Origin of the sequence: Brevibacterium paucivorans, from assembly GCF_016907735.1 — a bacterium.
GTDB classification, from domain to species: Bacteria; Actinomycetota; Actinomycetes; order Actinomycetales; family Brevibacteriaceae; genus Brevibacterium; species Brevibacterium paucivorans.
Genome location: NZ_JAFBCP010000001.1, coordinates 1086234 through 1111240, shown reverse-complemented (window position 1 = coordinate 1111240; position 25007 = coordinate 1086234). Strand labels below are relative to the sequence as shown.

Genomic DNA, 25007 nt, shown 5'->3' with positions numbered 1-25007 from the left:
ACTAAGCATGGGACAGTTCCTTGTTTTTGAAATCCAGATTTGGCTCTTTCTGCTCCTTCTGTTTTTGGGGCTGATAGCACTTGCCGCGGTCGTCTTCTTCGCGTGGCGCTGGTGGAAGAAGCGGGAAGAAAACATTCGTGCTCAGGCGCACGAAGCTGCCGAGGCCGAGGCCCTTGCCAACCGCAACCGGATGCTCATCCGCTTGGACCACGAACTGAAGAACCCGCTGACAGCCCTGCGCACCTCGGCAGCAACCGTGCGGTCCCTTGTCCAGGACGAGCCTATAGACCGCGACGCCACCCTGGACTCCGTGAAACAGCTTGACGTGTCGTCCAGGCGGGTCGCTCGTCTGCTTGCTGATCTGCGCAAACTCGCTGATGTCGAGTCGCGCCACATCGACTTCCAGCGCATCGACATGGACCGTCTGGTGCATCAGGCGGTGGAAGACGCGCGGACCGCCCCAGGTGCGGAAGACCGCATGATTGTGGTGACAGTTGCGCGTGCGCCGTGGAAGCTTCCCGAGGTGGCAGGTGAGGAAGATCTGCTGCTGTCGGCAATTCTGAATTTGCTTGCGAACGCTATCAAGTACTCGTCTGACACCGATGTCGTTGAGTTGCGTGCAAATGAACAGGTGATCGATAACCACCGCTGGGTCGTCATTGAAGTTGCCGACACCGGGGCTGGAATCCCTGTGGACGAGCAGGCGAACGTGTGGGAAGAACTGTCGCGTGGAAAGCACGTGCGGTCCGTGCCTGGTTCCGGTATGGGCTTGGCGCTTGTGCGGTCGATCATTCAGCGTCACGGCGGGTCGGTTGAACTGTACAGCCAGGAAGGCGTGGGGACTTCAGTTCGCGTTATCCTTCCGGTCTTGGCACCCGATCAGTCCACGCACGGCGTGGCACAGGCAGTTGCAGGGCAACGCAACGCGCGTGCTGCGAAGAAGGCCGGTGAGGTTCTGGGTACTCCGCGCCGTACGTCGAAGCGTCGTCTGCAGATGATCGACGGGCAGCTCACCGATACCAATACGGGTGAGACGTTTGGAACCCCTGACGATCCGCACCCGGTCATTCCTGATTCGCAGGCCCCCGGTGCACCTGGAGGGCCCGGTCCTCAAGGTGCCCCGGGTGGACACGGCGGTCCAGGCGTCCAAGGTCATCCCGGAAGCCACGTCGCCCACCCAGGTGCGCAACCCGGCCCTCATGCCGGTGGCCAGCCTGGCCCACAAGCCGGCGGGCAACCAGGAGAGCAGCCAGGTGCGCAACCCGGCCAACACCTCGGCGGGCCTGAGCAACACGGTTACCACGGGCAACAGGAGTGGACGCAGCCCAGCCAGCAGGACTATGGGCAGCATCCTCGCGGGCCACAGGGACCAGCGCACGTTGAGCGTGAGTACAGCAACCGGACTGACCCGCACTTTGCGCCACCAATGCCTTCGAACCCGCCCCAGCCACGGTCGAATGAGGAGCAGCAGTGACTAAACGAATCGTGAGGTCTGCCTTAGCGCTTACATGCGCGGCCCTTCTAGCTGGCTGTGGAAGCCTCGGCATACGTGTCGCAGAGAACGACGGCGGCCCTGTCAAAGTGGGCGTTTCCGCGCAGAAGGGCCCTGCTTCGAACTCAGAACCAACCGAAGAACCAGTTCCGGACGGGTTCGAAAAAGTAACCTATGAGGGTGACTGCCCGTTCGATGTCTCAATGGTGATGCCCGATGACTACAAATCGACTGGCGGAGTGACAGGCTTGGCGGTCTACACCGACGATTTCACCAAATTGGACGAGAAGATCGTTGTTAACTGTAAGAAGTCCTTTGGCCGATCGCTGAACGAGGCCCGCGACAGTCACATGGACTATCTGGTAAATAAACCGGAGTCAGACGTACTTTTGCAGAACAGGTACGATGTCGACGGTGCGGTTGCTGGTGTATTCCAAGTGAAACTGGCTAAAGGTGAAATCTACGCCACGTCCTCAGACGTGCAGATGGTGGGCACGATCTACGTGGGTTATGCCGACGGCGCGCTATGGGAATTGAAGGTCGAGGGGACCAGCATTTGGGGCGACCAGGCGCGAACCAAGAAACACCAAACCGTCATTGACCACATTTCCGTCGATGGGCACAAGCTCAAGACTCTCGACTGGAAAGATATGTGACATGCTGTGAGCATGGACGCTCTCATGCTCATCAATGTCACTGATTCCACGTCTCCACTTCTCAACAAGGCGGTTGTCGCCGGAGGCGTGGTCGTCGAAGCCTTCACAGGCGACCTCGAGCCACAAAGCGTGACTGACGAGGACTTCGACACTCTGGTGGTACACAGCAAGGTCCCCGATGTTTTCGACGGCGTTGATGACCTTGCTCCTGGCCTGGAGTCGATGGGCGTCGACCGTGTGATTTTTGTTGGCGATGTTGCTGATGAGGCGATAGACCAGACTGCAACTGCGGCGATTGTGCTTGGTTTTGAAGCCGTCATCGTGGCAGAAACCAGCGAACACGTAAAGCAGGCCGTTGAGTCGGGTGCGCAAATCAGCACTGACGTGTGGCTACGCATGTAACAGTGTGGTGCCGGTGACAGTGAGCCCGGTGCCCTACGTTTAGTGCGACATCAAGTAGAATTCGCAGTGTGAATCAGACCCGAATTGTGCGCGCAACGGTCGCAGCGATGACTGCGACGATCGTTGCGTGGGCGTTTCACGCTTCGGGTGGAGGAGCCTCCAGCGTCCTGTCCGTAGCCGTGACGTTTGTGGTGACTCTGTGGTTGAGTGTCCTGCTTGCCGGGCGCGCATGGGGGACTGTCGCCCTCACGTTCATCGTGGGTGTCGCGCAGTTCGCGATGCACTGGCTCATGAGTTTCATTCCTGCGCATGCCGCTGGAACCGGCGCAATTATTGAGAGCAGTCACCTCTTCCACGATCACACCCTGAGCAACGCAAGCCACCACGCGGGTGGCGGTAATGCCATGCTGTTCGCACACATTTTCGCAACAGTCGTGACAGTTGCGATTTTCCGTTGGGGTGAAAAGCTCCTTGCCGCTGTAGCCGCCGAGGTGGCAGGTACCGCGCTCTCGTGTGTTACGTGGGTACGTCCCGCAGTGGGAGTAGTGTACACGGCGGTTGTCGGTGAAGTGGCGGTGTTGCGCTCGCAGGCCAGCTCATATGAGCTCCAGCCTCGAGCTCCACCTGTCTCCGTTTAACCTTCACATTCCTGACGCGGATCAGTTCATCCGCACTCTCATGCGTGGATCACGAATCCGCGCAACCTCAACATACGGAGACATCATGTACCTTAAAAAACTTGCCCTCATTCCTGTTGCCGTCGTTGCCGGATCGGCCCTTGCGTTGGCTGGATGCGGTTCGTCGAAGCCGGAAGATCAGGCGTCAACGAGCGCTCACGAGGAGGCGAACTCTTCGCCAGTTGAAACAAAAGACATGTGGATTAAAGCCGCCGAAGACGGTATGACAGCCGCTTTCGGAACGGTGACAAACACCTCGGACGAAGACCTGACACTCACCGGCGGAAAGTCCGACCATGCGGACGTCGTGGAAATGCACGAAACCGTGTCGGACGGTGCCGGTGGAATGGAGATGAAGCACAAAGAAGACGGATTCACCATCAAACCGGGGGAATCAAAGACGTTTGAGCCCGGCGGGGATCACATCATGCTCATGAAGATGACCAAGGCGATCGAGCCTGGTGAGAAGGTCACGATTACAGTGACGTCCACGCAAGGTGACATCCCGCTCGAGTTCACGGCAAAGGAATTCGCGGGGGCTAAAGAGAACTACGCTCCTGGTGACCATAGTGAACATGGGGAGCGCAGTGGGCACGACCACGGTGAAGGTGGCGACGAGCACAATGGCTAATCAGCCCACTCCTAACCGTCGCACCCTGATGGGTGCGACGGTTGTGGGGGCCGTGGGAGTTGCCGGGGCGGTGGGATTCGGAACTGGACGCGCAACCGCACCGGCAGAACCCCAACGCCCCCGCCCGGATACCCGCGGTTTAAACGGTGAAGAGACCGTCCCGTTCTACGGTGAACATCAAGCGGGAGTGGAAACACCTCCGCAAGCACACGGCATGTTTATTGCGCTCACACTTCGTGAAAACGTGGACCGTGACGGTGTGCGTCGCCTGCTGACCTTACTGTCGGATGATGCGGCGGCCCTCACGCAGGGGAAACCGCCACTGGGAGATACCGAACCGGAACTGACAGAACGGCCGGCGCGCTTGACCGTCACGTTTGGGTTCGGGAAACGTTTAGTGGAGCGCGTGCGTTCTGCACCCGACTGGCTAAAACCCCTACCGCGCTTCGACTTTGACCGGTTCCAACCGGGTCGCACGGACGGGGACTTGTTGCTACAAGTGTGCAGTGACGACCCAGCCACTGTGGCCCACGCAGTGCGCATGCTCATAAAGGACGCCCGCGCCTTTACCGATGTGGCGTGGACGCGCGAAGGTTTCCGTCGTGCGTATGGCTCGGACCCGCAAGGGACCACGGTGCGCAACCCGTTTGGGCAGGTCGACGGAACCGCGAACCCCGGTCCCGGCTCAGAGGACTTCGCCCGTCTTGTGTGGGGTACAACTACTGGGGCAACCCCGGCGGTGTTTTCCGCCCGCGGGGAACCACCTCGGGACCTTGCCGACCATTACCCCGCATGGCTAGAAGGCGGAACCACTCTGGTGATCCGCGACATCGAAATGAACATGTCTACGTGGGACCAGGCTGACCGTCCAGCCCGCGAGTTCGCCGTTGGCCGAGACATGGCGCGCGGCGCACCGCTGACGGGTACGGACGAACACGACATCCCTGACTTGGACGCGAAGAACGAGCTGGGCCTGTCGGTGATTTCGCCCGTGAGCCACGTGGCACGGTCACGAAACTCTCAAGACCCAGCGGAGCAGATCTACCGGCGCGTCTACTCCTACCAGGAAGGATTGGGTGCGACCGGGCTGATTTTTGCGTCATACCAGGCAAACATCGACCGCCAGTTCCTGCCCATCCAGCAGCGATTAGCACAAGCGGACCTGCTTAACGAGTGGACCACGCCTGTGGGCTCTACCGTGTGGTTGATTCCGCCCGGTGCCAGCGAGGGCGGATTTGTGGGGCAGACCCTGTTTGCGTAGTTGCGTCGCCACGTAGGCTATGGGTATGAAACCGCTCCCGTTCTGTTCGCGCACGCCCGCAATCATTTCGTCAGTTACGTGCATGAGTGTGGAGGACGTTCACGCCGTGGATGGCATGTGGTTCACTCCCGGCACCACCAGTCCTGACGTTCTGGAGTGGCGGGTTGATCCTCTGGTGAGCGCGCTGACGGCAGGTGGGGGTGACCTCGGTGGGAAAATCGCCGAGGTGGCCACAGCCCTGCGTGCCCGCACCCAACTTCCGCTGATTCTCACCGTGCGGTCGGAAGCGGAAGGTGGGCAGTGCGCGGAAGGGGCGTACACCTCGGCGGTGGAGGCACTCATACAGTGCGCGGGTGAAGGTAACGACTCACGCGGGGGCAACCCCGGAGCAACAGGCGTCCAGATAGCGCTAGACGTGGAGGTGGCGCGACCCGATTCGCGCGCCTTGATCGAGAAGGCACGCGCACAGGGCTCGCACGTGATCGCGTCATTTCACGACTTCTGTGCCACGCCACCGGACCTGCTTGAACGCATGCACGCCATGGAGCAGGCCGGTGCGAGCGTAGCGAAAATCGCGGTTACACCCACCAACATGGACGATGTGCTCAGCGTTTTGCGCGTGGCTCACCGGGCGCAGGCAGAGCTGGCCATCCCCGTAATAGCGATCTCCATGGGGCGGATGGGCGCCGTCACGCGCCTCATGGGTGCCGAATTTGGGTCCTGCGCAACGTTTGCAACAGGACCGCAAGGGGCTTCGGCTCCTGGGCAGTACTCAGTTGCGCAGGTGCGACAACTAGCCCAGGTGCTGAAGCCGTAAGATTTGGAGGCTTAAGCCTCGTCTTCGTTCTTCTTGCGTAGCTTCTTTGGCAGCGCGCTTTCGCCAAAGTTGTTACGCACAGTCTGGACTGCGTAACGCTGAACGACCAGCTGAGCCACGGCAACGCCCACACCGGAAACGATGGTCCAGGCGAGTGCTTCAGCCAGGGTCGAGTCGTCGTCGGTGTCCTGGTTAGGAGTTGGGCGGTCCATGGTCTTTTCCCACACGACCGTGAGCGCTTTACGTGCAGCCAGAGCTGCCAGCGCGCCTCCACCAACACCAAGCAACTGATACGCAAGTTTTCCCATGAGAGACCTTCTTGAATCGATGTCTGTACAAACCCAGGCTATCGCGTTCTGTCAGCTGGACAGAACCCACTGCAATATGTGTTCAGTGAGGTCGTGATCCACGGGGATGTGGGTGGCTGTGTCCGAGGCGGTGGTGACGATCGTTGAGATGGGCCGGCATCCGCGGATTGAGGATACGAGCCACGCTGCCTGGGCCTTGCCGAGGTCGTCCATGCTGACGTTGCTGTATTGGGTGAGGAGGCCCTGTTTGCTTGCGTTTTCAAAAATGCAGCGCTGGGTGGTGCCGTGCAGGATTCCGATTTTGGGGTCCGGGGTGATGAGTTGGTCGCCTACGCGCAGGATAAGTGTGGAGTTGGGGCCTTCTAAGGCGTAGCCGTCGCTGGTGTGGAAGAGCGCGTCGTCAGCGCCGTTGTTGAGTGCGTACCGTTTTGCGGCCTGGTTGGTGGCGTACGACAGGGTTTTTGCGCCGCGGAGTAGCCATGGTGCGGCTTCTGCAATGTCCGAGGTGAAACCAGAGTTCAAAGCGACCACGGTGATTTCCGTGGGTTCGGGGCGCGGTACATGGGAAGTGACTGTCCATCCGTGAGGAGTGTGGGTTGTGGTGTCGCTGTCGTGCCCACGGCTCAAGGTGTAGCGAATCGATGCGGTGTGGGCGTCTGGGTTGAGCTCTTTGAACTGCTTGGCCGTGGCGCGTAGGGCTTCTTCCCACAGTTTGGGGTCAGGGGTGGGGAGTTCGAGCGTACGGGCCGACTCAATGAAGCGTTCAAAATGTAGTGCTTGGTTGTGAATGAGCGTGCTGTCATCGCGATACGTCACCAGGACAGTTTCAAAGATGCCGTCACCGCGATGGGCGGCCAAATCGTCAAGAGAAAGCAACAAATGTGACGGATCGCTGAGGATGAAGGTGTTCGCTTCAACGTCGATGAGTGCAGCGGTGTTTTTCACGGTCATACGCCTCATTTAAGCAGGTGAAGGGCTGATAGACGAGTGGGTTTGCGGGTTGATGGCGTGAGGTGTGCCGGGTGAGGTTTGTCTTCGGGTGCGGTCTTTTTTGGGGCGTTGACGCGCGAGCTTGTGTGGTCGTTAGTGTCCAGATGGCGCAAAGCGAGCGATATGGCGCGTTATATTGCGTAGTTTTGTTCGCTTTGCGCCGTCACACTTTGCGCTTTTGTCCCGTTGCTGTGTTGTCCCTACTGTCTTATCCCGCTACGGTTCCAAAAAGCATGCCCAGAAGAATCGTCACCAGGGCTGCGCCATAGCCAATCGCAAGTTGGCGGAATGCCCGAGGTGTGGGTGCCTTCCCGGACAACACGCCTACCGCTCCACCTGTGAACATGAGCGCAATTCCCACCAGAACAGCGGATACGACCATCGCCGGGATCCCTTGCATGCCAAAGATATAGGGCAGGATGGGGATGATTGCTCCGGTTGCGAAAAACACGAACGAACTCATTGCTGCACCCATCGCAGTGCCCAAGTCCTCAGTGTCATTCGATGTCATGTTTTTCGGTAGAAACGTTGGGTTGCGGTGCGAGTTCGCTTTGCTGATCGCGGTTCGCGCTGCTAGGTCAGATTCCTCGGCGTCCATGCCTCGCGCGCGGAACACCAATGCCAGTTCATTCGCGTTAATGTCTAGACTGGTCAGACCGTCAGCAGCCCGTGGGTCAGGGTTTCCCGCTTCGATGAGTTCACGTTGTGAAGACACCGAAATATATTCCCCGGCCGCCATTGAAAGCGCGCCTGCCAGCAAGCCGGACACGCCCGTGAGCAGAACGATGTGCGGGCTCACGCCGGCGGCGCCCACACCCAGCACCAAGGCCACATTGGACACTAGCCCATCGTTAGCTCCAAAGATTGCCGCTCGAAAGTTTCCCGACATTCGGGCGCGCGACTTGGCTGCGAGAGCCCGAACGACCTCGGCGTGCACCCTCTCATCAGCAGCCATCTGAGGTGTGGCGCCGGATTCACTTTCATAGGGCGAGCGGGTTTCTGCCTGCTGAGCAAGGGCGAGCACGAAAATCGACCCAAACAGCCTCGCCATGAGGGCAAGGAGCTGAATGTCGAGTGACGGGCGCACCGTGTCATTCGCGTGTTCGCCCAGTCGGGAGATCCAGTGGTCTTGGTGACGCCGTTCGGCGTCGGCCAGCTCGAGGAGGATTTCACGTTCTTCGCCCTGGCGCTTTTGGGCTAGGGAGCGGTATACGCGCTCTTCGACGCGTTCATTGGCTAGGTGTTTTTTCCATCGACGAATGTCTTGGGCTTGAGTGCTCACGGCATAACTGTATGAGCATTGGTTAATGATTTCAACATTTGCGCAATTGATTAAATGTAGTGGAGTTGCGGAGATCAACCGTTTGGCTGATCCGGTTGTCAGGCAGGTCCGTCATACTTATCTGCGTGACTCCGAAAAAACTCTTTTCTCTCTTCGCTTTTGCTGAAGCCGTAACGTGGACGCTGTTGATCGCCGGGATGATCCTGAAGTACACCGGCGTGACGGAAGTGGGCGTGCGAATCGGTGGAAGTATCCATGGTTTCGTGTTCCTGGCCTACTGCGTGGTGACGGTTCTGGTGGGAACCTCGCAGCGCTGGAAGCTGGGGCGGACCTTGCTTGGACTGGTGAGCGCGATTGTGCCGTACGCAACCATTCCGTTTGAAATCAACGTCAACAAGGCTGGCGTTCTAGATGGCGACTGGCAACTGCCCCACAACCGGCAGGCGCGCAACTGGTTTGAACGTCTGTGCGGTTGGGCAATCACCCACCCATTCCTGGCAGTTCTTGTTGGGTTCGTGGGTGTTGCCGTTCTGTTTACCGTTCTGCTCATTCTGGGGCCACCCATTCCGCAAAACTGATTCGCGTTAAACGGAGGAAAACTGCATCGCGAGTGCCGGGTGCATGTGGGAGCCTTGAGGCATGGACTCCAACGACATCATGTATGAACTCACGCACATCCGAGCAGAACTGCAGTCACTCCGTCGCGAAGTAGCCTCCCTGCGACGCCACTTGGGAGACGTGGATCAGGCAGATAGTGGCGAGAAGTCGGGCGGGGCAGGCAAGACGGGCGAGTCAGTCGCAGACCAGCGCGAACCTCAAACCCACTCAGATTGGTGTACGCCGTCGGCACACATGCAGGAACTCCTAGGTGATTTCCTGCGAGACTTCCCGTTTGCCCAAGGAGAAGACCCGCGCCCATCACGCAGGGCGGGTTTCTCCGCGGAACCCCAGGAACCACCTCGGCCGGAATCCCGCTCAGACTCACAACCGGAGTCGCAACAGGAGCCCCGCCCACACTCATACCCGGGTGCGGCTGAGATAGCTAAGTTCATCAGCGACGCGCTGGCGGAACGTGACCGCCGAGGTCGCGGCGGGCAGGACTCCGACGACACCGGTCGCGCTGAGGATGGTCCGGAAGACGAACCGGACGACTCAGACGACGCAAAGTGAGCAAAACTACGCAATATAACGCGTCGTCTCGCTCACTTTGCGCCGTTTCGCCCCACTCAACCCGTCACTTCTGAGGCGTGATGTCGATTGTTTCGCGAGTGAACTTTGCAAGCGTTTCGCGGTTGACGGTGACACCGAACCCTGGGCCGGTAGGAACGTCGACAACACCGTCGTGCTGAACGATTTCTTCCGTGATGTCTTCGTGGAAGAAGCGCTTGGATCCAGAAATGTCACCGGGCAGCGTGAACCCGGGCAGAGATGCCATTGCCGCGTTGGCAGCACGCCCGATTCCCAGTTCCAGCATGCCACCGTGCCACACCGCGACACCGTGGGCCGATGCCAAGTCGTGGATCTTCTTCGCTTCGAGGTAACCACCAACGCGGCCAGGCTTGATGTTGATGACATCGGCGGCACCCAGCGAGATCGCGTCGGCGGCGGCTTCGGCGGACACGATCGATTCGTCCAGGCACATGGGCGTGCTCATCTGCTTGGCAAGCAGCGCGTGCTGGCGGATGTCGGCCTCGCCCAGTGGCTGTTCGATGAGCAGAAGCCCAAAGTCGTCCAGCTTCTTCAGGTGAGCGGCGTCAACCAGGGTGTACGCGGCGTTGGCGTCGACCTGGAACAGGAAGTCGTCACCGAATTCCTTTCGCACAGCCGCAACGGGTTCGATGTCCTTGCCCGGCTTGATCTTGAGCTTGATGCGGGCGTAGCCCTCTTCCATGTACCCGCCAATGACCTTGAGGAGTTCGGGGATGGAGTCTTGGATTCCCACGCTCACACCGGATGGAACCGTGTCTGTCACGCCACCCAAGTAGTCCTTGAAGGACAGCCCCGTGGCCTGCAGTTGAGCGTCCAGGACCGCCATTTCCATGGCTGACTTGGCCATCTGGTGGCCAACGATGTGGCGCAGGTGCCAGGCGACGCGCTCGGCGCGCAGGTCTTCCACATCAAACAAGATGGGGGCGATCCATCGGCGGGTCACGTCGATCCCGCCTTCCACGTACTCGGAGGAGTACAGCGGCGCCGACATCGCTACGGATTCGCCCCAGCCGGTGATTTGGCCAGAGTCGGTATCGAAGGTCGCCTCGATGAGGTAGCACTCTTTTTCGGTTTCGCGCATGAACGACGTTTCGAACGGGGTGACGAGCGGTACGGCTACGTTGTGCAGTCGGATGGATGACAGTTTCACGGTTCCTCCTGAGGTGTGGGTGCTTGAGTAGGTGGTTGAATGGGTGAGAAGTTCTGGCGGTCGTGCCCGTTAGGCGAGCTGGTCTGCGATCAGGGTGGCCAGCAGAGCCGTCCGAGGTGCAATCTGGTCGACCAGCGCGTGTTCGTGTTCAGCGTGGGCGCCGTCTCCTACCGCGCCCAGGCCGTCCAGTGTGGGGACGCCGGCACCGGCGGTGAAGTTTCCGTCTGAGCCGCCGCCCACGGCAACCGCAGTTGGGGTTTCGATGCCCAGTTTTTGGGCCAGCTCAACCGCCCGGTCGAACAGTCCTTGCGCCATGTTGCGTTCCATTGGGGGTCGGTTGATGCCACCTTCGAGTTCGATCCGCGCGCCTTCCATGGACGGCGTGAGCCCGCGCATGAGTGCGTCCACGCGTTCTTGTTCTTCTACGGTCTTCGCGCGCACGTCCACGTTGACTTTCGCGTGTGCGGGCACGGTGTTGGTGGTGGTCCCGCCGGAAAATACGGTGGGTGTCACGGTGGTGCCGGCCTCGGGGTTGGCAAATCCTGCGATGACCTGCATTTGGTGGGCAAGTTCGAGTCCGGCGTTGATGCCCTTTTCTGGTTCGAGTCCAGCGTGGGCTGCCTTTCCGTGGACGTTCACCGTGTAGATTGACGAGCCTTTGCGTTCCACCTTGAGTGCGCCGTGTTGGGAGGCTTCCAAGACGAACGCTGCGGACGCGCCTTTCGCTTCGTTGACAATGAAGTCCGCCGAGGTGGTCGACCCCACTTCTTCATCTCCCGTGACCAGGATGGTGAGTCCATTTAAGTCTGTTCCGTTTTCCTGTAGAACTGCAGTGGCGTGGACGCTCATGATGGCGCCGGTGATCATGTCGAAAACGCCGGGGCCGCGCAGAACACCGTCTTTATTGCTGAAGGGTAGGCGGTCCAAGGTGCCGTGGGGCCACACGGTGTCTTGGTGGTTGACCAGAATGACTTTGCGGTCTCCGTCGCCAAATCGCAAGCGCACGTGGGTCACACCGTCGATGTCAATGAGATCCGGTTCGACGCCCAGTCGTTCACGCATGAGTGCGGCGAAGTCTTCTGCCCCGCGTTTGACGGCTTCTTTGTCCGAGGACGGGGTTTCGATGTTGATGACTCGTTCGATGTCGGCGAGCATCTGGGGGAGTCGGTGGTGTGACTGTTGCAAAATGTTTTCAAAATTCATGTTCGGTTTCCTCCCTTGTCAAACGTCGCTCTCTTCATAGTAGTCTCGCGGTTTTCTTTAATGTTGTGGGTCCCACATTCGTGACAAGTTATGCAAGGCTATGAGTATGGGTGACGCAATTTCCGCGCAGAGCTACACGCCCCGCCAGCGGACTGACTATCGCAAACAGCTTGGCCACGACCTCGAAACTTTTGACGCGTACTTGCAGGACGCGGATTTTTTGGCACGGGGAACGATCGGCTTGGAACTCGAACTCAACTTGGTGGATGAGAACCAGCAGCCTGCTCCCGTGAACCAGCAGGTGTTGGACGTCATCGACAACCCTGACTTTCAGACCGAGATCGGTTCGTTCAACTTCGAGCTCAACCACCCTGTGTTGTCGGTTGCTGGTGCAGGGTTGAAGAATTTGGAGAATGGCTTAGATGCCAGGCTCATGGCTGCGCGTGCTGGGGCAAAGAAATGTGGCGCGCGCGTTGCATCGATCGGCACGTTGCCCACGCTGACCCAGGAGTTCTTGGACGCTCCGGAGTGGATCACGGATGAAAACCGATACCGGGCACTGTCCAATATGGTGGTGCAGTCGCGTGGAGAACTCGTTCACATTGACCTAAGCAACCGCGAATCGTTTTCGGCAGAGTTCAATGACGTGGCCCCGGAAGCGGCGTGTACATCGATGCAGTTGCACTTGCAGGTAGCACCCAACCGATTCGCCGACGCGTGGAACGCGTCGCAGGCGATCGCGGGTGTGCAAGCAGCTCTGAGTGCTAACTCCCCACTTTTCATGGGACGCAAGCTGTGGCACGAATCCAGGGTCCCAGTGTTTGAGCAGTCCATCGACACGCGAACCCCGGAACTCGTCGCCCAGGGTGTACGACCTCGGGTGTGGTTTGGGGAACGCTGGATCACGTCGATCTTTGACCTTTTCGAAGAAAACGTCCGGTACTTCCCGCCGTTGCTGCCGGAGTCGCGTGAAGAGTCAGGCTCACCCATCATGAAGGGCAAAGCACCTGCTTTGCACTACTTGAACCTGCACAACGGAACTGTGTGGCGGTGGAACCGGCCAATCTATGCGCCCAGCGATTCAGGAGACGGAACCGCGCACGTGCGGGTGGAAAACCGTCTGCTCCCAGCAGGGCCCACCGCAACCGACATGGTTGCCGACGCCGCGTTCTACTACGGCATGGTCAATTACCTAAGTGAGCAGAACCGGCCGGTGTGGTCGCGACTGTCGTTCAACGAAGCGCGCTCCAACTTCTATGAGGGGTGTCGCAACGGTATGTTCGCGCGCATCACATGGCCCACGTTGGGCAAGATCGACGTGGCGAAGTTGGTGCGCAACCACCTGCTTGAGCGGGCACAGAAGGGTCTTCAAGACCTCAAAGTCGACCAGGACCTCATCGACTACTACTTGGGTATCATCGAGCAACGTGCCGCCACACGCCAAAACGGTGCGGTGTGGCAGATGCGCACGTTGTCAGCGATGAACCCTAGCGTGTCGAAACCCGACACCGAGACTCGCCGTGACGCGCTGGCCCGCCTGGTGGATCTGTACATTGAAAATCAGGAGTCAGGCAAGCCGGTACACACGTGGCCCATTATTGATCCGGAGCACCGTTCCAACTGAGCGTCGCTAGGGGCCGCAGGCAGTGAGCTCGCTCCAGTTAGCTGTTGATGCCCCACGCGTCGGCCAAGATCTCGAGGGAGCGCATGGTTGAGTCGGTGTCCGGGGACTGGAGCGAGATCATGAGTTCATCTGCGCGCGCCGTTTGAGTGAAGTCTTTAAGGTACGAACGCACCTGGTCACCGGTACCAATCGCCCAGTACTTGAGCATGGCAATAATCTGCTTACCCTGTGGTGATTCGACCAGCATGTCGATTTCTTCGTCGGAAAGCCGACGCCCAACCTGCCGTCCCAAGAACGCCTTGACACGACCTCGACGGACGTGCTCAGCGTGCTCTTCAGCGACCTCGGTGGTATCTGCGGCCGTCACATTGACGGCAGCGATGACGTACGGTTCCGGGAAGCGCTCTGATGGCTGGTAGTTGCCGCGGTAGTGGGCCACGGCCTCTTCGAGTGCCTGCGGCGCAAAGTGCGAGGCGAAGCTGTACGGCAGTCCCATTTGCGCGGCCAGGTTGGCGCCAAACAGCGATGACCCCAGGATGACGAGTGGCACGTGCGTGCCTTGCCCGGGGACGGCACTGATGCCGTGAATGCGCGATTCGTCGCTTAGATAACCGGCGAGTTCGGCGACGTCTGAGGGGAAGTGGTCGGCTGCACTGGCGTCGCGGCGAAGTGCCAGCAGGGTGCGTTGGTCGGTGCCGGGGGCACGTCCAAGGCCGAGGTCGATTCGGTTTGGGTACAGCTCCGCCAAAGTGCCGAACTGTTCCGCAACGACGAGTGGCGAGTGGTTGGGGAGCATGACCCCGCCAGCGCCCAGGCGGATGCGCGATGTGTGTGCGCCCACGTGCGAAATAAGAACCGCGGGGGCCGCCGAGGCGATCGTGGACATGTTGTGGTGTTCGGCGTACCAGATGCGTGAGTAACCGAGTTCTTCGGCGCGTTGGGCAAGAGTGACCGAGCGCGCGTAGGAGTCTGCGGGGCGCTCTCCGGAAAAGATCGTTGCAAAGTCGATCAGGGACAAAGGTGTTTTGTCTGGGCTGGGCTCGTAACTGTTGTCTGCTGTGGTTGCACTCATACTCTTCATGGTGTCACTAAAGGTGTGGGAATCAAGGGCGGGCGCTCGGGCGTAGGCGTTCCCAAAAAATGTGCTCTGGATCGTGTTTCAGTCCAGAGCACATGAGGGTAATTAGCGCTTACTGTGCGCGTTAGCTACTTGGCGAAGCCAGTGAAGGTTGCGACACCAACTTGCTCGATTTCGTTAGGCCCGATTTTCTTGTCCACTGACACCATGACTGTCAGTTTCTCTTTGACCGAGACCTTGTAGCCGAACTTCGACGTTGTCACGATTCCCGGCGGCGTTTCTGCCCCAACATTTCCGCAGTTCTCGGTACCGACTGCGCCATCGCACACGGATTCAACTTCTTCGCCATCCTCACCGGCATACACAGTGATAGTTGACATGTAGGTATCAGCAGAGCTGGAGGCGGTATCGAGCTTCACATGAATAATGCTTAGTTCGTCACCCACGTTGGCCTCGGGGTTGAACTCGTCGGTTGCTTTAACCCTCTTTGGATTAGTTACCTTTACTGTTGCCCCAGCAATCTCTAGCTCATTGCCAAACTGAACGGGATCAGATTGGGAATCTGATTCAGGAGTCGATTCTGCAACCGCGTTCTCGGCTGGTACAGGGTCGCCAGAAGAGCACGCTGAGAGGGCGCCAATGAGGGCCACGGCGACAAGGCCCGAAAGTGATTTAATTTTCATGCAGATAGAATACCCAATAGATATAAATTGGCACGCATGTAAGGGCCGAAATCCAGTGAGGTGCAGATCACACGATTTCGAGTTGCGTTGGGCGTCGGACGTGTGTAAATTAGTTACCACTGCTCAGGCGGGAAAACACCGAAGCGAGCGGGCCCCAAGACAAAATTCGATCAGAATTAAGCGTGGCCCCGCTTCCACTGGAACCGAGCGCCAATCAAGCAGATTCCATTTCGATAGATTCGATGAATCGACGAATTTAGCTGTGTGCATTTACTCACTTTCAGCTGATTTGCGAAATGAGATCTAAATGGTTTAGAGTAGTGACTCGGCCGCCGCGGCTGGAACACCAAAACTCCTGGTGAGAAGGTTGCTGTGCGTCTGTTCTTTTTCAACTCAATAGCGTGTTTGTTTGTTTTTGTGATGCCAGTTTTTTTATTTTTTCTGGTTCTCAGATTGATTTGGCTTGATTATTTTTCTTGTCTTTTCTTTTTGGGTGCTGGGGTTTTTCTTTCTTGTTTTTTGTGGAGAGTTTGATCCTGGCTCAGGACGAACGCTGGCGGCGTGCTTAACACATGCAAGTCGAACGATGAAGCTTGGTGCTTGCACTGGGTGGATTAGTGGCGAACGGGTGAGTAACACGTGAGTAACCTGCCCTTTACTTCGGGATAAGCTTGGGAAACTGGGTCTAATACCGGATATTCTGCGTGATCGGATGGTTGTGTAGGAAAGATTTTTTGGTAAGGGATGGGCTCGCGGCCTATCAGTTTGTTGGTGGGGTGATGGCCTACCAAGACGACGACGGGTAGCCGGCCTGAGAGGGCGACCGGCCACACTGGGACTGAGACACGGCCCAGACTCCTACGGGAGGCAGCAGTGGGGAATATTGCACAATGGGGGAAACCCTGATGCAGCGACGCCGCGTGGGGGATGACGGCCTTCGGGTTGTAAACCTCTTTCAGTAGGGAAGAAGCGAAAGTGACGGTACCTGCAGAAGAAGTACCGGCTAACTACGTGCCAGCAGCCGCGGTAATACGTAGGGTACTAGCGTTGTCCGGAATTATTGGGCGTAAAGAGCTCGTAGGTGGTTTGTCGCGTCTGCTGTGGAAACGTGCCGCTTAACGGTGCGCGTGCAGTGGGTACGGGCGGACTAGAGTGCAGTAGGGGAGTCTGGAATTCCTGGTGTAGCGGTGAAATGCGCAGATATCAGGAGGAACACCGGTGGCGAAGGCGGGACTCTGGGCTGTTACTGACGCTGAGGAGCGAAAGCATGGGGAGCGAACAGGATTAGATACCCTGGTAGTCCATGCCGTAAACGTTGGGCACTAGGTGTGGGGTCCATTCCACGGATTCTGCGCCGTAGCTAACGCATTAAGTGCCCCGCCTGGGGAGTACGGCCGCAAGGCTAAAACTCAAAGGAATTGACGGGGGCCCGCACAAGCGGCGGAGCATGCGGATTAATTCGATGCAACGCGAAGAACCTTACCAAGGCTTGACATGCACTAGACCATCGCAGAGATGTGGTTTTCTTTTTGACTGGTGTACAGGTGGTGCATGGTTGTCGTCAGCTCGTGTCGTGAGATGTTGGGTTAAGTCCCGCAACGAGCGCAACCCTCGTTCTATGTTGCCAGCACGTGATGGTGGGAACTCATGGGAGACTGCCGGGGTCAACTCGGAGGAAGGTGGGGATGACGTCAAATCATCATGCCCTTTATGTCTTGGGCTTCACGCATGCTACAATGGCCGGTACAGAGGGTGGCGATACCGTGAGGTGGAGCGAATCTCTTAAAGCCGGTCTCAGTTCGGATCGTAGTCTGCAACTCGACTACGTGAAGTCGGAGTCGCTAGTAATCGCAGATCAGCAATGCTGCGGTGAATACGTTCCCGGGCCTTGTACACACCGCCCGTCAAGTCACGAAAGTCGGTAACACCCGAAGCCGGTGGCCTAACCTGTGTGGGGGGAGCCGTCGAAGGTGGGACTGGTGATTGGGACTAAGTCGTAACAAGGTAGCCGTACCGGAAGGTGCGGCTGGATCACCTCCTTTCTAAGGAGCAACCACCCGTTTGGGTGGGTAAGCCACGCGTGTTGTGTGTGGTGCTTATTTTTGGGTGGAACGTCACAAAAACTCTCACAGTGCATTCTTTGTGGTGTGTTGTGTGCGTGTGTTGTGTGCTCTTTGGATGGGGCATGTAGTGCATGGGTGGGCACGTTGTTGGGTTGTGGGGGAACAGACTGTTGTGTGTTTTTCTTGTTGTTGTTTTTGTTTGTGAATAGTGGACGCGAGCATCTGATGAATGATCGTCGTGATTGTTTGTTGTTGTGTGTTATCTGGTTTGCTGCACGTTTATAAAGTGTGGTGAGTGTGTAAGAGCGCATGGTGGATGCCTTGGTATCAGGAGCCGATGAAGGACGTGGTGACCTGCGATAAGCCTCGGGGAGTTGGTGAACGGACGGTGATCCGAGGGTGTCCGAATGGGGGAACCCCGCTGCATGTGATGTGTAGTGACCTGCCATTGAATGTATAGGTGGTAGGGGGGAACGTGGGGAAGTGAAACATCTCAGTACCCATAGGAAGAGAAAATAATAATGATTCTGCTAGTAGTGGCGAGCGAACGTGGATGAGCCTAAACCGTGTGTGTGTAAGCGTGCTGGTGTTGCATGCATGGTGTTGTGGGGTTGGTTTTTCTGCTCTCAGCATGGAGTGGTGCCATAGTGTGCGTGTAGGTGAATAGTCTGGGATGGCTAACCGTAGTGGGTGAGAGTCCTGTAGCTGAAATGCGTGTGTTGTGGTGTGACTGATTCCCGAGTAGGACGGGACTCGTGTAATCCTGTGTGAATCTGCCAGGACCACCTGGTAAGGCTAAATACTTCCTGGTAACCGATAGTGGATAGTACCGTGAGGGAATGGTGAAAAGTACCCCGGGAGGGGAGTGAAATAGTACCTGAAACCATGTGCTTACAATCCGTCAGAGCCCCCAAGTTGGGGTGATGGCGTGCCTTTTGAAGAATGAGCCTGCGAGTTAGTGATACGTGGCGAGGTTAACCCGTGTGGGGTAGTCGTAGCGAAAGCGAGTCCGAATAGGGCGGTATAGTCGCGTGTTCTAGACCCGAAGCGGAGTGATCTAGCCATGGGCAGGGTGAAGCGATGGTAAGACGTCGTGGAGGCCCGTACCCACCTAGGTTGAAAACTGGGGGGATGATCTGTGGTTAGGGGTGAAAGGCCAATCAAACTCTGTGATAGCTGGTTCTCCCCGAAATGCATTTAGGTGCAGCGTTGCGTGTTGCTTATGCGAGGTAGAGCTACTGGGTGGCTGATGGGCCCTATCGGGTTACTGACGTCAGCCAAACTCCGAATGCGTGTAAGTGTAAGCGTGGCAGTGAGACTGCGGGGGATAAGCTTCGTAGTCGAGAGGGAAACAGCCCAGACCATCAACTAAGGCCCCTAAGCGTGTGCTCAGTGGGAAAGGATGTGGAGTTGCGAAGACAACCAGGAGGTTGGCTTAGAAGCAGCCACCCTTGAAAGAGTGCGTAATAGCTCACTGGTCAAGTGATTCCGCGCCGATAATGTAGCGGGGCTTAAGTACACCGCCGAAGTTGTGGCAACACCACGTTAAAAGGTTTAACGGCCGTGGTGTTGGGTAGGGGAGCGTCGTGTGGCCGGTGAAGTTGCCGTGTGAACGAGTGATGGAGGCTATACGAGTGAGAATGCAGGCATGAGTAGCGAAAGACGGGTGAGAATCCCGTCCGCCGGATGACTCAGGGTTCCAGGGGCAGGTTCGTCCGCCCTGGGTAAGTCGGGACCTAAGGCGAGGCCGACAGGCGTAGTCGATGGATAACGGGTTGATATTCCCGTACCGGTGAAAAACCGTCCATACCGAATCATGTGAGACTAACTACTCACACTTACCGAACACCTTTCGGGGTGTGGTTGTGGGTGTGGGTAGGACCTGAGCGTGTTGTAGGTAAGCGTGTTAACAGGTGTGACGCAGGAAGGTAGCCAGGCTGCGCGATGGTTGTCGCAGTCTAAGGTTGTAGGCCGTCATCTTGGTAAATCCGGATGACTTTATGGTTGAGAGCTGATGGGCACTCCACGTGGTGGAGTGATCTGGTGATCCTATGCTGCCAAGAAAAGCATCGACGTGAGGTTTGATCCGCCCGTACCGATAACCGACACAGGTAGTCAGGTAGAGAATACTAAGGCGAGCGAGATAATCGTAGTTAAGGAACTCGGCAAATTGCCCCCGTAACTTCGGAAGAAGGGGGACCATCCTGGTATTAGCCTTTTGCGGTGAAAGCTGGTGGTGGTCGCAGAGACCAGAGAGAAGCGACTGTTTACTAAAAACACAGGTCCGTGCGAAGACGTAAGTCGATGTATACGGACTGACGCCTGCCCGGTGCTGGAAGGTTAAGAGGACCCGTTAACCCTTGGGTGAAGCGGAGAATTTAAGCCCCAGTAAACGGCGGTGGTAACTATAACCATCCTAAGGTAGCGAAATTCCTTGTCGGGTAAGTTCCGACCTGCACGAATGGCGTAACGACTTCTCTGCTGTCTCTACTACGAACTCGGCGAAATTGCATTACGAGTAAAGATGCTCGTTACGCGCAGCAGGACGGAAAGACCCCGAGACCTTTACTACAGTTTGGTATTGGTGTTCGGTGTGGCTTGTGTAGGATAGGTGGGAGACTAGGAAGCATGCACGCTAGTGTGTGTGGAGTCATTGGTGAAATACCACTCTGGCCATTCTGGATTCCTTAACTTCGGACCCTGATCGGGTTCAGGGACAGTGCCTGATGGGTAGTTTAACTGGGGCGGTTGCCTCCCAAAGAGTAACGGAGGCGCCCAAAGGTTCCCTCAGCCTGGTTGGCAATCAGGTTTTGAGTGTAAGTGCACAAGGGAGCTTGACTGTGAGACGGACGTGTCGAGCAGGAGCGAAAGCTGGGACTAGTGACCCGGCCGTGGATTGTGGAATCGCGGTCGCTCAACGGATAAAAGGTACCTCGGGGATAACAGGCTGATCTTGCCCAAGAGTCCATATCGACGGCATGGTTTGGCACCTCGATGTCGGCTCGTCGCATCCTGGGGCTGGAGTCGGTCCCAAGGGTTGGGCTGTTCGCCCATTAAAGCGGTACGCGAGCTGGGTTTAGAACGTCGTGAGACAGTTCGGTCCCTATCCGCTGCGTGCGTAGGAAATTTGAGAAGGGCTGTCCTTAGTACGAGAGGACCGGGACGGACGAACCTCTGGTGTGCCAGTTGTACCGCCAGGTGCATGGCTGGTTGGCTACGTTCGGGAAGGATAACCGCTGAAAGCATCTAAGCGGGAAGCCTGCTTCAAGATGAGATTTCCATGAGGTGCCCTACAGACTATAGGGTTGATAGGCCAGACGTGGAAGCACAGTAATGTGTGTAGCTGACTGGTACTAATACACCGATCACTCACACACACTACGTGTGAGTAGACCAGGTAACACAAACAACAAACTGGTTATAACACGAACGAACTTCATCACTACTCGCGTCCACACGAACACGCAAAACAACACCGTGCACACACACTGTGTGCCCCCACAATTTTTTGCGGTGGTTATAGCGTCAGGGAAACGCCCGGCCCCATTCCGAACCCGGAAGCTAAGCCTGACAGCGCTGATGGTACTGCACACGAGAGTGTGTGGGAGAGTAAGACACCGCCGCAAAACCACTCTTATCATTAAGGGCCTGACCACTACACCGGTCAGGCCCTTAAACAATTCACCCAAGCTTAGTTCACCTTGACGTTGTCGGGCAGGCTTGGGAACTTGATCTGGTACTGGATCATGCCGTCCTTAATTCCTTTAACAATGACGGTTCCAAAGTATGGTCGGTCTGGTGTTTCAAGCTCACAGCTCTGCGAACCCCGGCCCTTGTAAACCTTCACGTCATTTCGACACTTCACCGCTGTTAGCTGCTTCATGTTGTACTTGTTTTTCATAAGGTCGTAGATATCAGCTTCAATTGCGGCTTTAGGAATGACACCGGTACCGTCTTTATCGACCTTGACGCGAGTATCTGAGGCCTTGTTCGAGGTGTCTTGGCTGTCGCTTGTTCCAGAGCTTGAAGAACTTCCACTCGACGAGCTGTTACCCGATGAAGTTCCGCCAGAAGAGCTGCTGCCGGAAGATCCACTGCCCTGGTTGCTGGTGCCACTGTTGCTCGAACTGCCACTGCTACTGGAGCCCGAGTTGCTCTGATCAGTTCCGTTGTTGCTCTGAGGTGCTGTTCCCTGATCCGGCGCTGTTCCCTGATCCGGAGCCGAACCTTGGTCAGGTGCAGCTCCGTCACCCTGAGGCTGCTGTTCGGTGCCCTGGCCTCCCTGTGGCTGGATTTGTTCGCTTAGAAGACCACAGCCGGTGAGTGAAAGTGACGTTGCAACTGCAGCGGTAACTACGGCCGTACGAATGTGTAGCTTCTTCATCATCTGTACTGTCCTTTCATGTGATGACGTTTATTGATTACTACGCTAGGCGTCAGCATCACGGATGTGGGCGTGGGACAGTAGTCACCCGGATACACATGTTGCTAGACCATCACATGTGGTTACGGGCAGGTCATGAACTGGGAGAATGCTTCTCAAGAAACTCAAACACCTCGGTGGAATCAACTCCGGGAAACACCCCGGGTGGCACAGCCGCAAGAAGTGACGAGTGTGTGCGAGCTGATGGCCATGACGCATCCGCCCACTTTTCCTCTAACCACTCAGGTGGCCTTCGACAGCAACTGGGGTCAGGACACCACGACTTTGAACGAACCTCCGTATCGCGACCTTCAAACCACTTGACGTGCGCGAACGGAACCCCCACGCTAATCGCAAAATCGCCTGCTCCAGGCATGACGCGGGCAGTACACCAGTACGTGCCATCCGGAGTGTCGGTGTACTGAAAATACGGGCTGAACCTGTCGGCAACAGTAAACACCGTGCGAGAACTGAACCGTTTACACGCATACTGCCCCTCAACCGCCCCAAGCGGGTCCGTGGGGAACGGCAAACCGTCATTCGAGTACGCCTTATGAATCGTCCCGTCGATGTGTACCTTCATGAAGTGAACGGGCAAATCCAAGTGCTCAGTGGCCAGATTGGTGAACCGGTGGGCAGCGGTTTCATAGCTCACGCCAAAGTAGTCGCGCAGCTCCTCAATAGAAATCCGACGATTTTTCTTAGCTTCCTGCAGGAACGGAACGGCTGACTTTTCTGGGATCAGAAGCGCCGCAGCGACATAATTGGCTTCCACACGCTGGGTGAGGAAGTCTTGATAGTCAGAAGGCGGTTTCTGCTCCAAGATCGCTGAGGCCAACGCCGTCAACAAATTAGACCTCGGATCCGTCCCTGCAGCATCGTCATTCGACATGTACAACCGCTTATTGAGCGTGTCGGACAACGACCGCACTGACCTGGGTAAATCCGACACATAGTGCAGACTAAAGCCCAGCCGCTCAGCAACATGAGCCGCGTCCCGGCGGCTCAACGGCCCGCCGTGATAGTCGATGTGGGCCAACACTTGCCGCGCCCGCTCTTCCAACTCCCCAAAGTAGTTGCCACGCGACCGCATCTTTTCACGCAACAGCCGGTTAGTGCGCCGAGCCTCTTCAGGCGTGGCAGCGCGCTTCTTCGTCATGTCGTGCAGACTCCGCTGGAGGCCCACGATCGCCTCGAGCGCGTCGTTGGGCAGTGACTTCACGCGCACCGTGGGCAAGTTCAGCGAGGAGTAGAGGGGTGAGCGCTGTGCGCGCTCGGCTTCCAGCTCTAAGGCTTGCCGTTGTGACACGGGGGTGGGGTCAAGGAGTTCGGCCACCGAGGTGTCAAGCGCCTTGGCAAGTGCCGTCAGGAGCGTAATAGAGGGTTCTCGCTTGCCTGATTCAAACGCCGATATTTGTGAAGCGGCCCGGTCCACTCGTTCGCCCAGCTGTTCCAGGGTCATCCCATGTTCGGTGCGAAAGTGGCGGATCTTGCGACCAATGCTGAGTGCGTCAGCGGTTCCTTCGGCGGTGTGTTCGCTCGCACCTGTGTCGGCGCCGAAACTGCGTGCGCCTGGCATGTGTTCTCCCATGCGCTTATCTTAATGTGACTCGTGCCACAAAAGCGACATACTCACGCAAAACAGAAAAACGGTCATTTTTTACTCGAGAAAAACCTTCCGGCCCCCTTGCGCACACCGAATACTGGTTTCACAGCAACAAAAAAGCTTGCACCACCCAATGCAAGAACACTCATATGAAAGCGAGAAGCGATGACTAACGAACTCCACAACGCCGATGCAATCCGCAGCGACTGGGCAACCAACCCACGCTGGTCCGGTGTCGCCCGTGACTACACGGCAGATGACGTGGTTAAACTGCGCGGATCGCTGATCGAAGAGCACACGCTTGCTCGTCACGGTGCCGAGCGCCTGTGGAACCTGGTCCACTCGGAAGACTTCGTTAACGCGCTGGGTGCCCTCACAGGTAACCAGGCAGTCCAGCAGGTCAAGGCCGGCCTCAAGGCGATCTACCTGTCTGGTTGGCAGGTCGCGGCAGACGCCAACCTCGCATCCCAGACCTACCCAGACCAGTCCATCTACCCAGCCAACTCGGTGCCAGCAGTCGTGCGCCGCATCAACAACGCACTCATGCGCGCCGACCAGATTGAGACCTCGGAAGGCACCACCTCGGTCGAAGACTGGCTGGCACCCATCGTCGCTGACGCAGAAGCCGGATTCGGTGGCGCGCTCAACGTGTACGAACTCATGCGCGGAATGATCAACGCCGGTGCCGCAGGTGTCCACTTCGAAGACCAGCTGGGATCCGAAAAGAAGTGTGGCCACCTGGGCGGAAAGGTGCTGGTGCCCACTGCACAGCACATCCGCACCCTCAACGCAGCTCGCCTGGCAGCCGACGTTGAAAACGTCCCCACCCTCATCATCGCGCGAACTGACGCGGAAGCGGCAACCCTGATCACCTCGGACGTGGACGAACGCGACCAGAAGTACCTCACAGGGGAACGCACCGCGGAAGGCTACTTCAAGGTCAACAACGGGCTGCAGCCATGCATCGACCGCGGTCTGGCATTCGCACCGTACAGCGACCTACTGTGGATGGAAACTTCCACGCCAGACCTGGACGTGGCTCGCCAGTTCGCGGAAGCGATCAAAGCTGAGTACCCAGACCAGATGCTGGCTTACAACTGCTCGCCGTCGTTTAACTGGAAGAAGCACCTGGACGACGACACGATTGCGAAGTTCCAGCGCGAACTCGGAGCCATGGGATACAAGTTCCAGTTCATCACCCTGGCCGGATTCCACGCACTCAACTACTCCATGTTCGACCTGGCACACGGTTACGCACGTGAACAGATGAAGGCATACGTCGAACTGCAGGAACGCGAGTTCGGTAGCGAAGAGCGTGGCTACACCGCCACCAAGCACCAGCGCGAAGTTGGAACCGGCTACTTCGACCTGGTCAGCACGGCAGTCAACCCACAGTCCTCGACCACCGCGCTGAAGGACTCAACTGAAGCAGCGCAGTTCTAAACCGCTCTA

At 57.5% G+C, this 25007-nt stretch carries 20 protein-coding genes and 3 rRNA genes; 14 read left to right on the top strand and 9 right to left on the bottom strand.

Annotated features, from left to right (window positions below; genetic code table 11):
• Window positions 1-7 precede the first annotated feature (7 nt).
• The 7 genes from JOE56_RS05185 to JOE56_RS05155 all read left to right on the top strand — a co-directional run bounded on the left by JOE56_RS05185 (window position 8) and on the right by JOE56_RS05155 (window position 5936).
• Window positions 8-1474, top strand: coding sequence for a sensor histidine kinase (locus tag JOE56_RS05185; RefSeq protein ID WP_204515136.1), 1467 nt, complete (start codon window positions 8-10; stop codon window positions 1472-1474).
• A complete protein-coding gene (locus JOE56_RS05180) occupies window positions 1471-2148 on the top strand; it encodes a hypothetical protein (protein WP_204515135.1) in 678 nt (225 codons plus the stop codon). The genes JOE56_RS05185 and JOE56_RS05180 overlap by 4 nt, the downstream gene beginning before the upstream one ends.
• A 12-nt stretch (window positions 2149-2160) precedes the next feature.
• Window positions 2161-2550 (top strand): cysteine hydrolase family protein, encoded by a 390-nt coding sequence (locus JOE56_RS05175; protein ID WP_204515134.1) that lies wholly within the window; start codon window positions 2161-2163, stop codon window positions 2548-2550.
• 68 nt (window positions 2551-2618) lie between these two features.
• On the top strand, window positions 2619-3188 hold the full coding sequence (locus JOE56_RS05170) for a hypothetical protein (protein ID WP_204515133.1): 570 nt from the start codon (window positions 2619-2621) through the stop codon (window positions 3186-3188).
• A complete protein-coding gene (locus tag JOE56_RS05165) occupies window positions 3151-3858 on the top strand; it encodes a copper chaperone PCu(A)C (RefSeq protein WP_204515132.1) in 708 nt (235 codons plus the stop codon). Before JOE56_RS05170 ends, JOE56_RS05165 begins: the two co-directional genes overlap by 38 nt.
• Window positions 3851-5119: a Dyp-type peroxidase gene (locus JOE56_RS05160; RefSeq protein ID WP_204515131.1), complete on the top strand. Its 1269-nt coding sequence runs from the start codon at window positions 3851-3853 to the stop codon at window positions 5117-5119. The genes JOE56_RS05165 and JOE56_RS05160 overlap by 8 nt, the downstream gene beginning before the upstream one ends.
• 25 nt (window positions 5120-5144) lie before the next feature.
• Window positions 5145-5936 carry a type I 3-dehydroquinate dehydratase gene (locus JOE56_RS05155; RefSeq protein ID WP_204515130.1) on the top strand — a complete coding sequence of 264 codons (792 nt, stop codon included), beginning with the start codon at window positions 5145-5147 and terminating at the stop codon, window positions 5934-5936.
• An 11-nt stretch (window positions 5937-5947) separates the two neighbouring features.
• Here JOE56_RS05155 and JOE56_RS05150 read toward each other — a convergent pair whose 3' ends face one another.
• From JOE56_RS05150 to JOE56_RS05140, 3 genes are all read right to left on the bottom strand, one after another.
• The gene (locus JOE56_RS05150; RefSeq protein WP_102239516.1) at window positions 5948-6244 is read right to left on the bottom strand and encodes a DUF4235 domain-containing protein; all 297 of its coding nucleotides are present in this window, start codon (window positions 6242-6244) and stop codon (window positions 5948-5950) included.
• Window positions 6245-6295: 51 nt separating this feature from the next.
• Window positions 6296-7195, bottom strand: a complete 900-nt coding sequence (locus JOE56_RS05145; RefSeq protein WP_204515129.1) for an aminotransferase class IV — start codon at window positions 7193-7195, stop codon at window positions 6296-6298.
• A 247-nt stretch (window positions 7196-7442) separates the two neighbouring features.
• Window positions 7443-8516, bottom strand: coding sequence for a VIT1/CCC1 transporter family protein (locus JOE56_RS05140; RefSeq protein ID WP_204515128.1), 1074 nt, complete (start codon window positions 8514-8516; stop codon window positions 7443-7445).
• 125 nt (window positions 8517-8641) lie between these two features.
• Here JOE56_RS05140 and JOE56_RS05135 point away from each other — a divergent pair, with 125 nt between their 5' ends.
• Together JOE56_RS05135 and JOE56_RS05130 are read left to right on the top strand one after the other, a co-directional pair.
• Window positions 8642-9094, top strand: a complete 453-nt coding sequence (locus tag JOE56_RS05135) for a DUF3817 domain-containing protein (protein WP_204515127.1) — start codon at window positions 8642-8644, stop codon at window positions 9092-9094.
• 61 nt (window positions 9095-9155) lie between these two features.
• A complete protein-coding gene (locus tag JOE56_RS05130) occupies window positions 9156-9686 on the top strand; it encodes a hypothetical protein (protein WP_204515126.1) in 531 nt (176 codons plus the stop codon).
• A 64-nt stretch (window positions 9687-9750) separates the two neighbouring features.
• On the opposite strand, the gene menC is transcribed toward JOE56_RS05130, so the two are convergent.
• Together menC and JOE56_RS05120 are read right to left on the bottom strand one after the other, a co-directional pair.
• Window positions 9751-10875, bottom strand: a complete 1125-nt coding sequence (gene menC, locus JOE56_RS05125) for an o-succinylbenzoate synthase (protein WP_204515125.1) — start codon at window positions 10873-10875, stop codon at window positions 9751-9753.
• A gap of 69 nt (window positions 10876-10944) precedes the next feature.
• Window positions 10945-12078, bottom strand: a complete 1134-nt coding sequence (locus JOE56_RS05120; protein ID WP_204515124.1) for a M20 family metallopeptidase — start codon at window positions 12076-12078, stop codon at window positions 10945-10947.
• Window positions 12079-12184: 106 nt separating this feature from the next.
• Here JOE56_RS05120 and JOE56_RS05115 point away from each other — a divergent pair, with 106 nt between their 5' ends.
• Window positions 12185-13702 (top strand): glutamate-cysteine ligase family protein, encoded by a 1518-nt coding sequence (locus JOE56_RS05115; RefSeq protein WP_204515123.1) that lies wholly within the window; start codon window positions 12185-12187, stop codon window positions 13700-13702.
• A gap of 37 nt (window positions 13703-13739) precedes the next feature.
• Here JOE56_RS05115 and JOE56_RS05110 read toward each other — a convergent pair whose 3' ends face one another.
• Window positions 13740-14783 carry an LLM class flavin-dependent oxidoreductase gene (locus JOE56_RS05110; RefSeq protein WP_204515122.1) on the bottom strand — a complete coding sequence of 348 codons (1044 nt, stop codon included), beginning with the start codon at window positions 14781-14783 and terminating at the stop codon, window positions 13740-13742.
• Between the two features lie 125 nt (window positions 14784-14908).
• Window positions 14909-15463, bottom strand: a complete 555-nt coding sequence (locus tag JOE56_RS05105; protein ID WP_204515121.1) for a hypothetical protein — start codon at window positions 15461-15463, stop codon at window positions 14909-14911.
• 518 nt (window positions 15464-15981) lie between these two features.
• Here JOE56_RS05105 and JOE56_RS05100 point away from each other — a divergent pair.
• The 3 genes from JOE56_RS05100 to rrf all read left to right on the top strand — a co-directional run bounded on the left by JOE56_RS05100 (window position 15982) and on the right by rrf (window position 21152).
• Window positions 15982-17505 (top strand): 16S ribosomal RNA (locus tag JOE56_RS05100).
• Between the two features lie 309 nt (window positions 17506-17814).
• Window positions 17815-20903, top strand: a 23S ribosomal RNA gene (locus JOE56_RS05095).
• Window positions 20904-21035: 132 nt separating this feature from the next.
• Window positions 21036-21152: ribosomal RNA gene (gene rrf, locus JOE56_RS05090) — 5S ribosomal RNA — on the top strand.
• Together the 16S, 23S and 5S rRNA genes form the textbook arrangement of a ribosomal RNA operon.
• 65 nt (window positions 21153-21217) lie before the next feature.
• Here the strand turns inward: rrf and JOE56_RS05085 are convergent.
• Both JOE56_RS05085 and JOE56_RS05080 read right to left on the bottom strand, forming a co-directional pair.
• Entirely contained in the window at window positions 21218-21913 is a 696-nt protein-coding gene (locus tag JOE56_RS05085) for a hypothetical protein (protein ID WP_204515120.1), read from the bottom strand.
• A gap of 130 nt (window positions 21914-22043) precedes the next feature.
• Window positions 22044-23540, bottom strand: a complete 1497-nt coding sequence (locus JOE56_RS05080; RefSeq protein WP_204515119.1) for a helix-turn-helix transcriptional regulator — start codon at window positions 23538-23540, stop codon at window positions 22044-22046.
• A 180-nt stretch (window positions 23541-23720) separates the two neighbouring features.
• On the opposite strand from JOE56_RS05080, the gene aceA reads away from it, so the two are divergent.
• Window positions 23721-24998, top strand: coding sequence for an isocitrate lyase (gene aceA, locus JOE56_RS05075; RefSeq protein ID WP_204515118.1), 1278 nt, complete (start codon window positions 23721-23723; stop codon window positions 24996-24998).
• The last annotated feature ends 9 nt before the right edge of the window (window positions 24999-25007 follow it).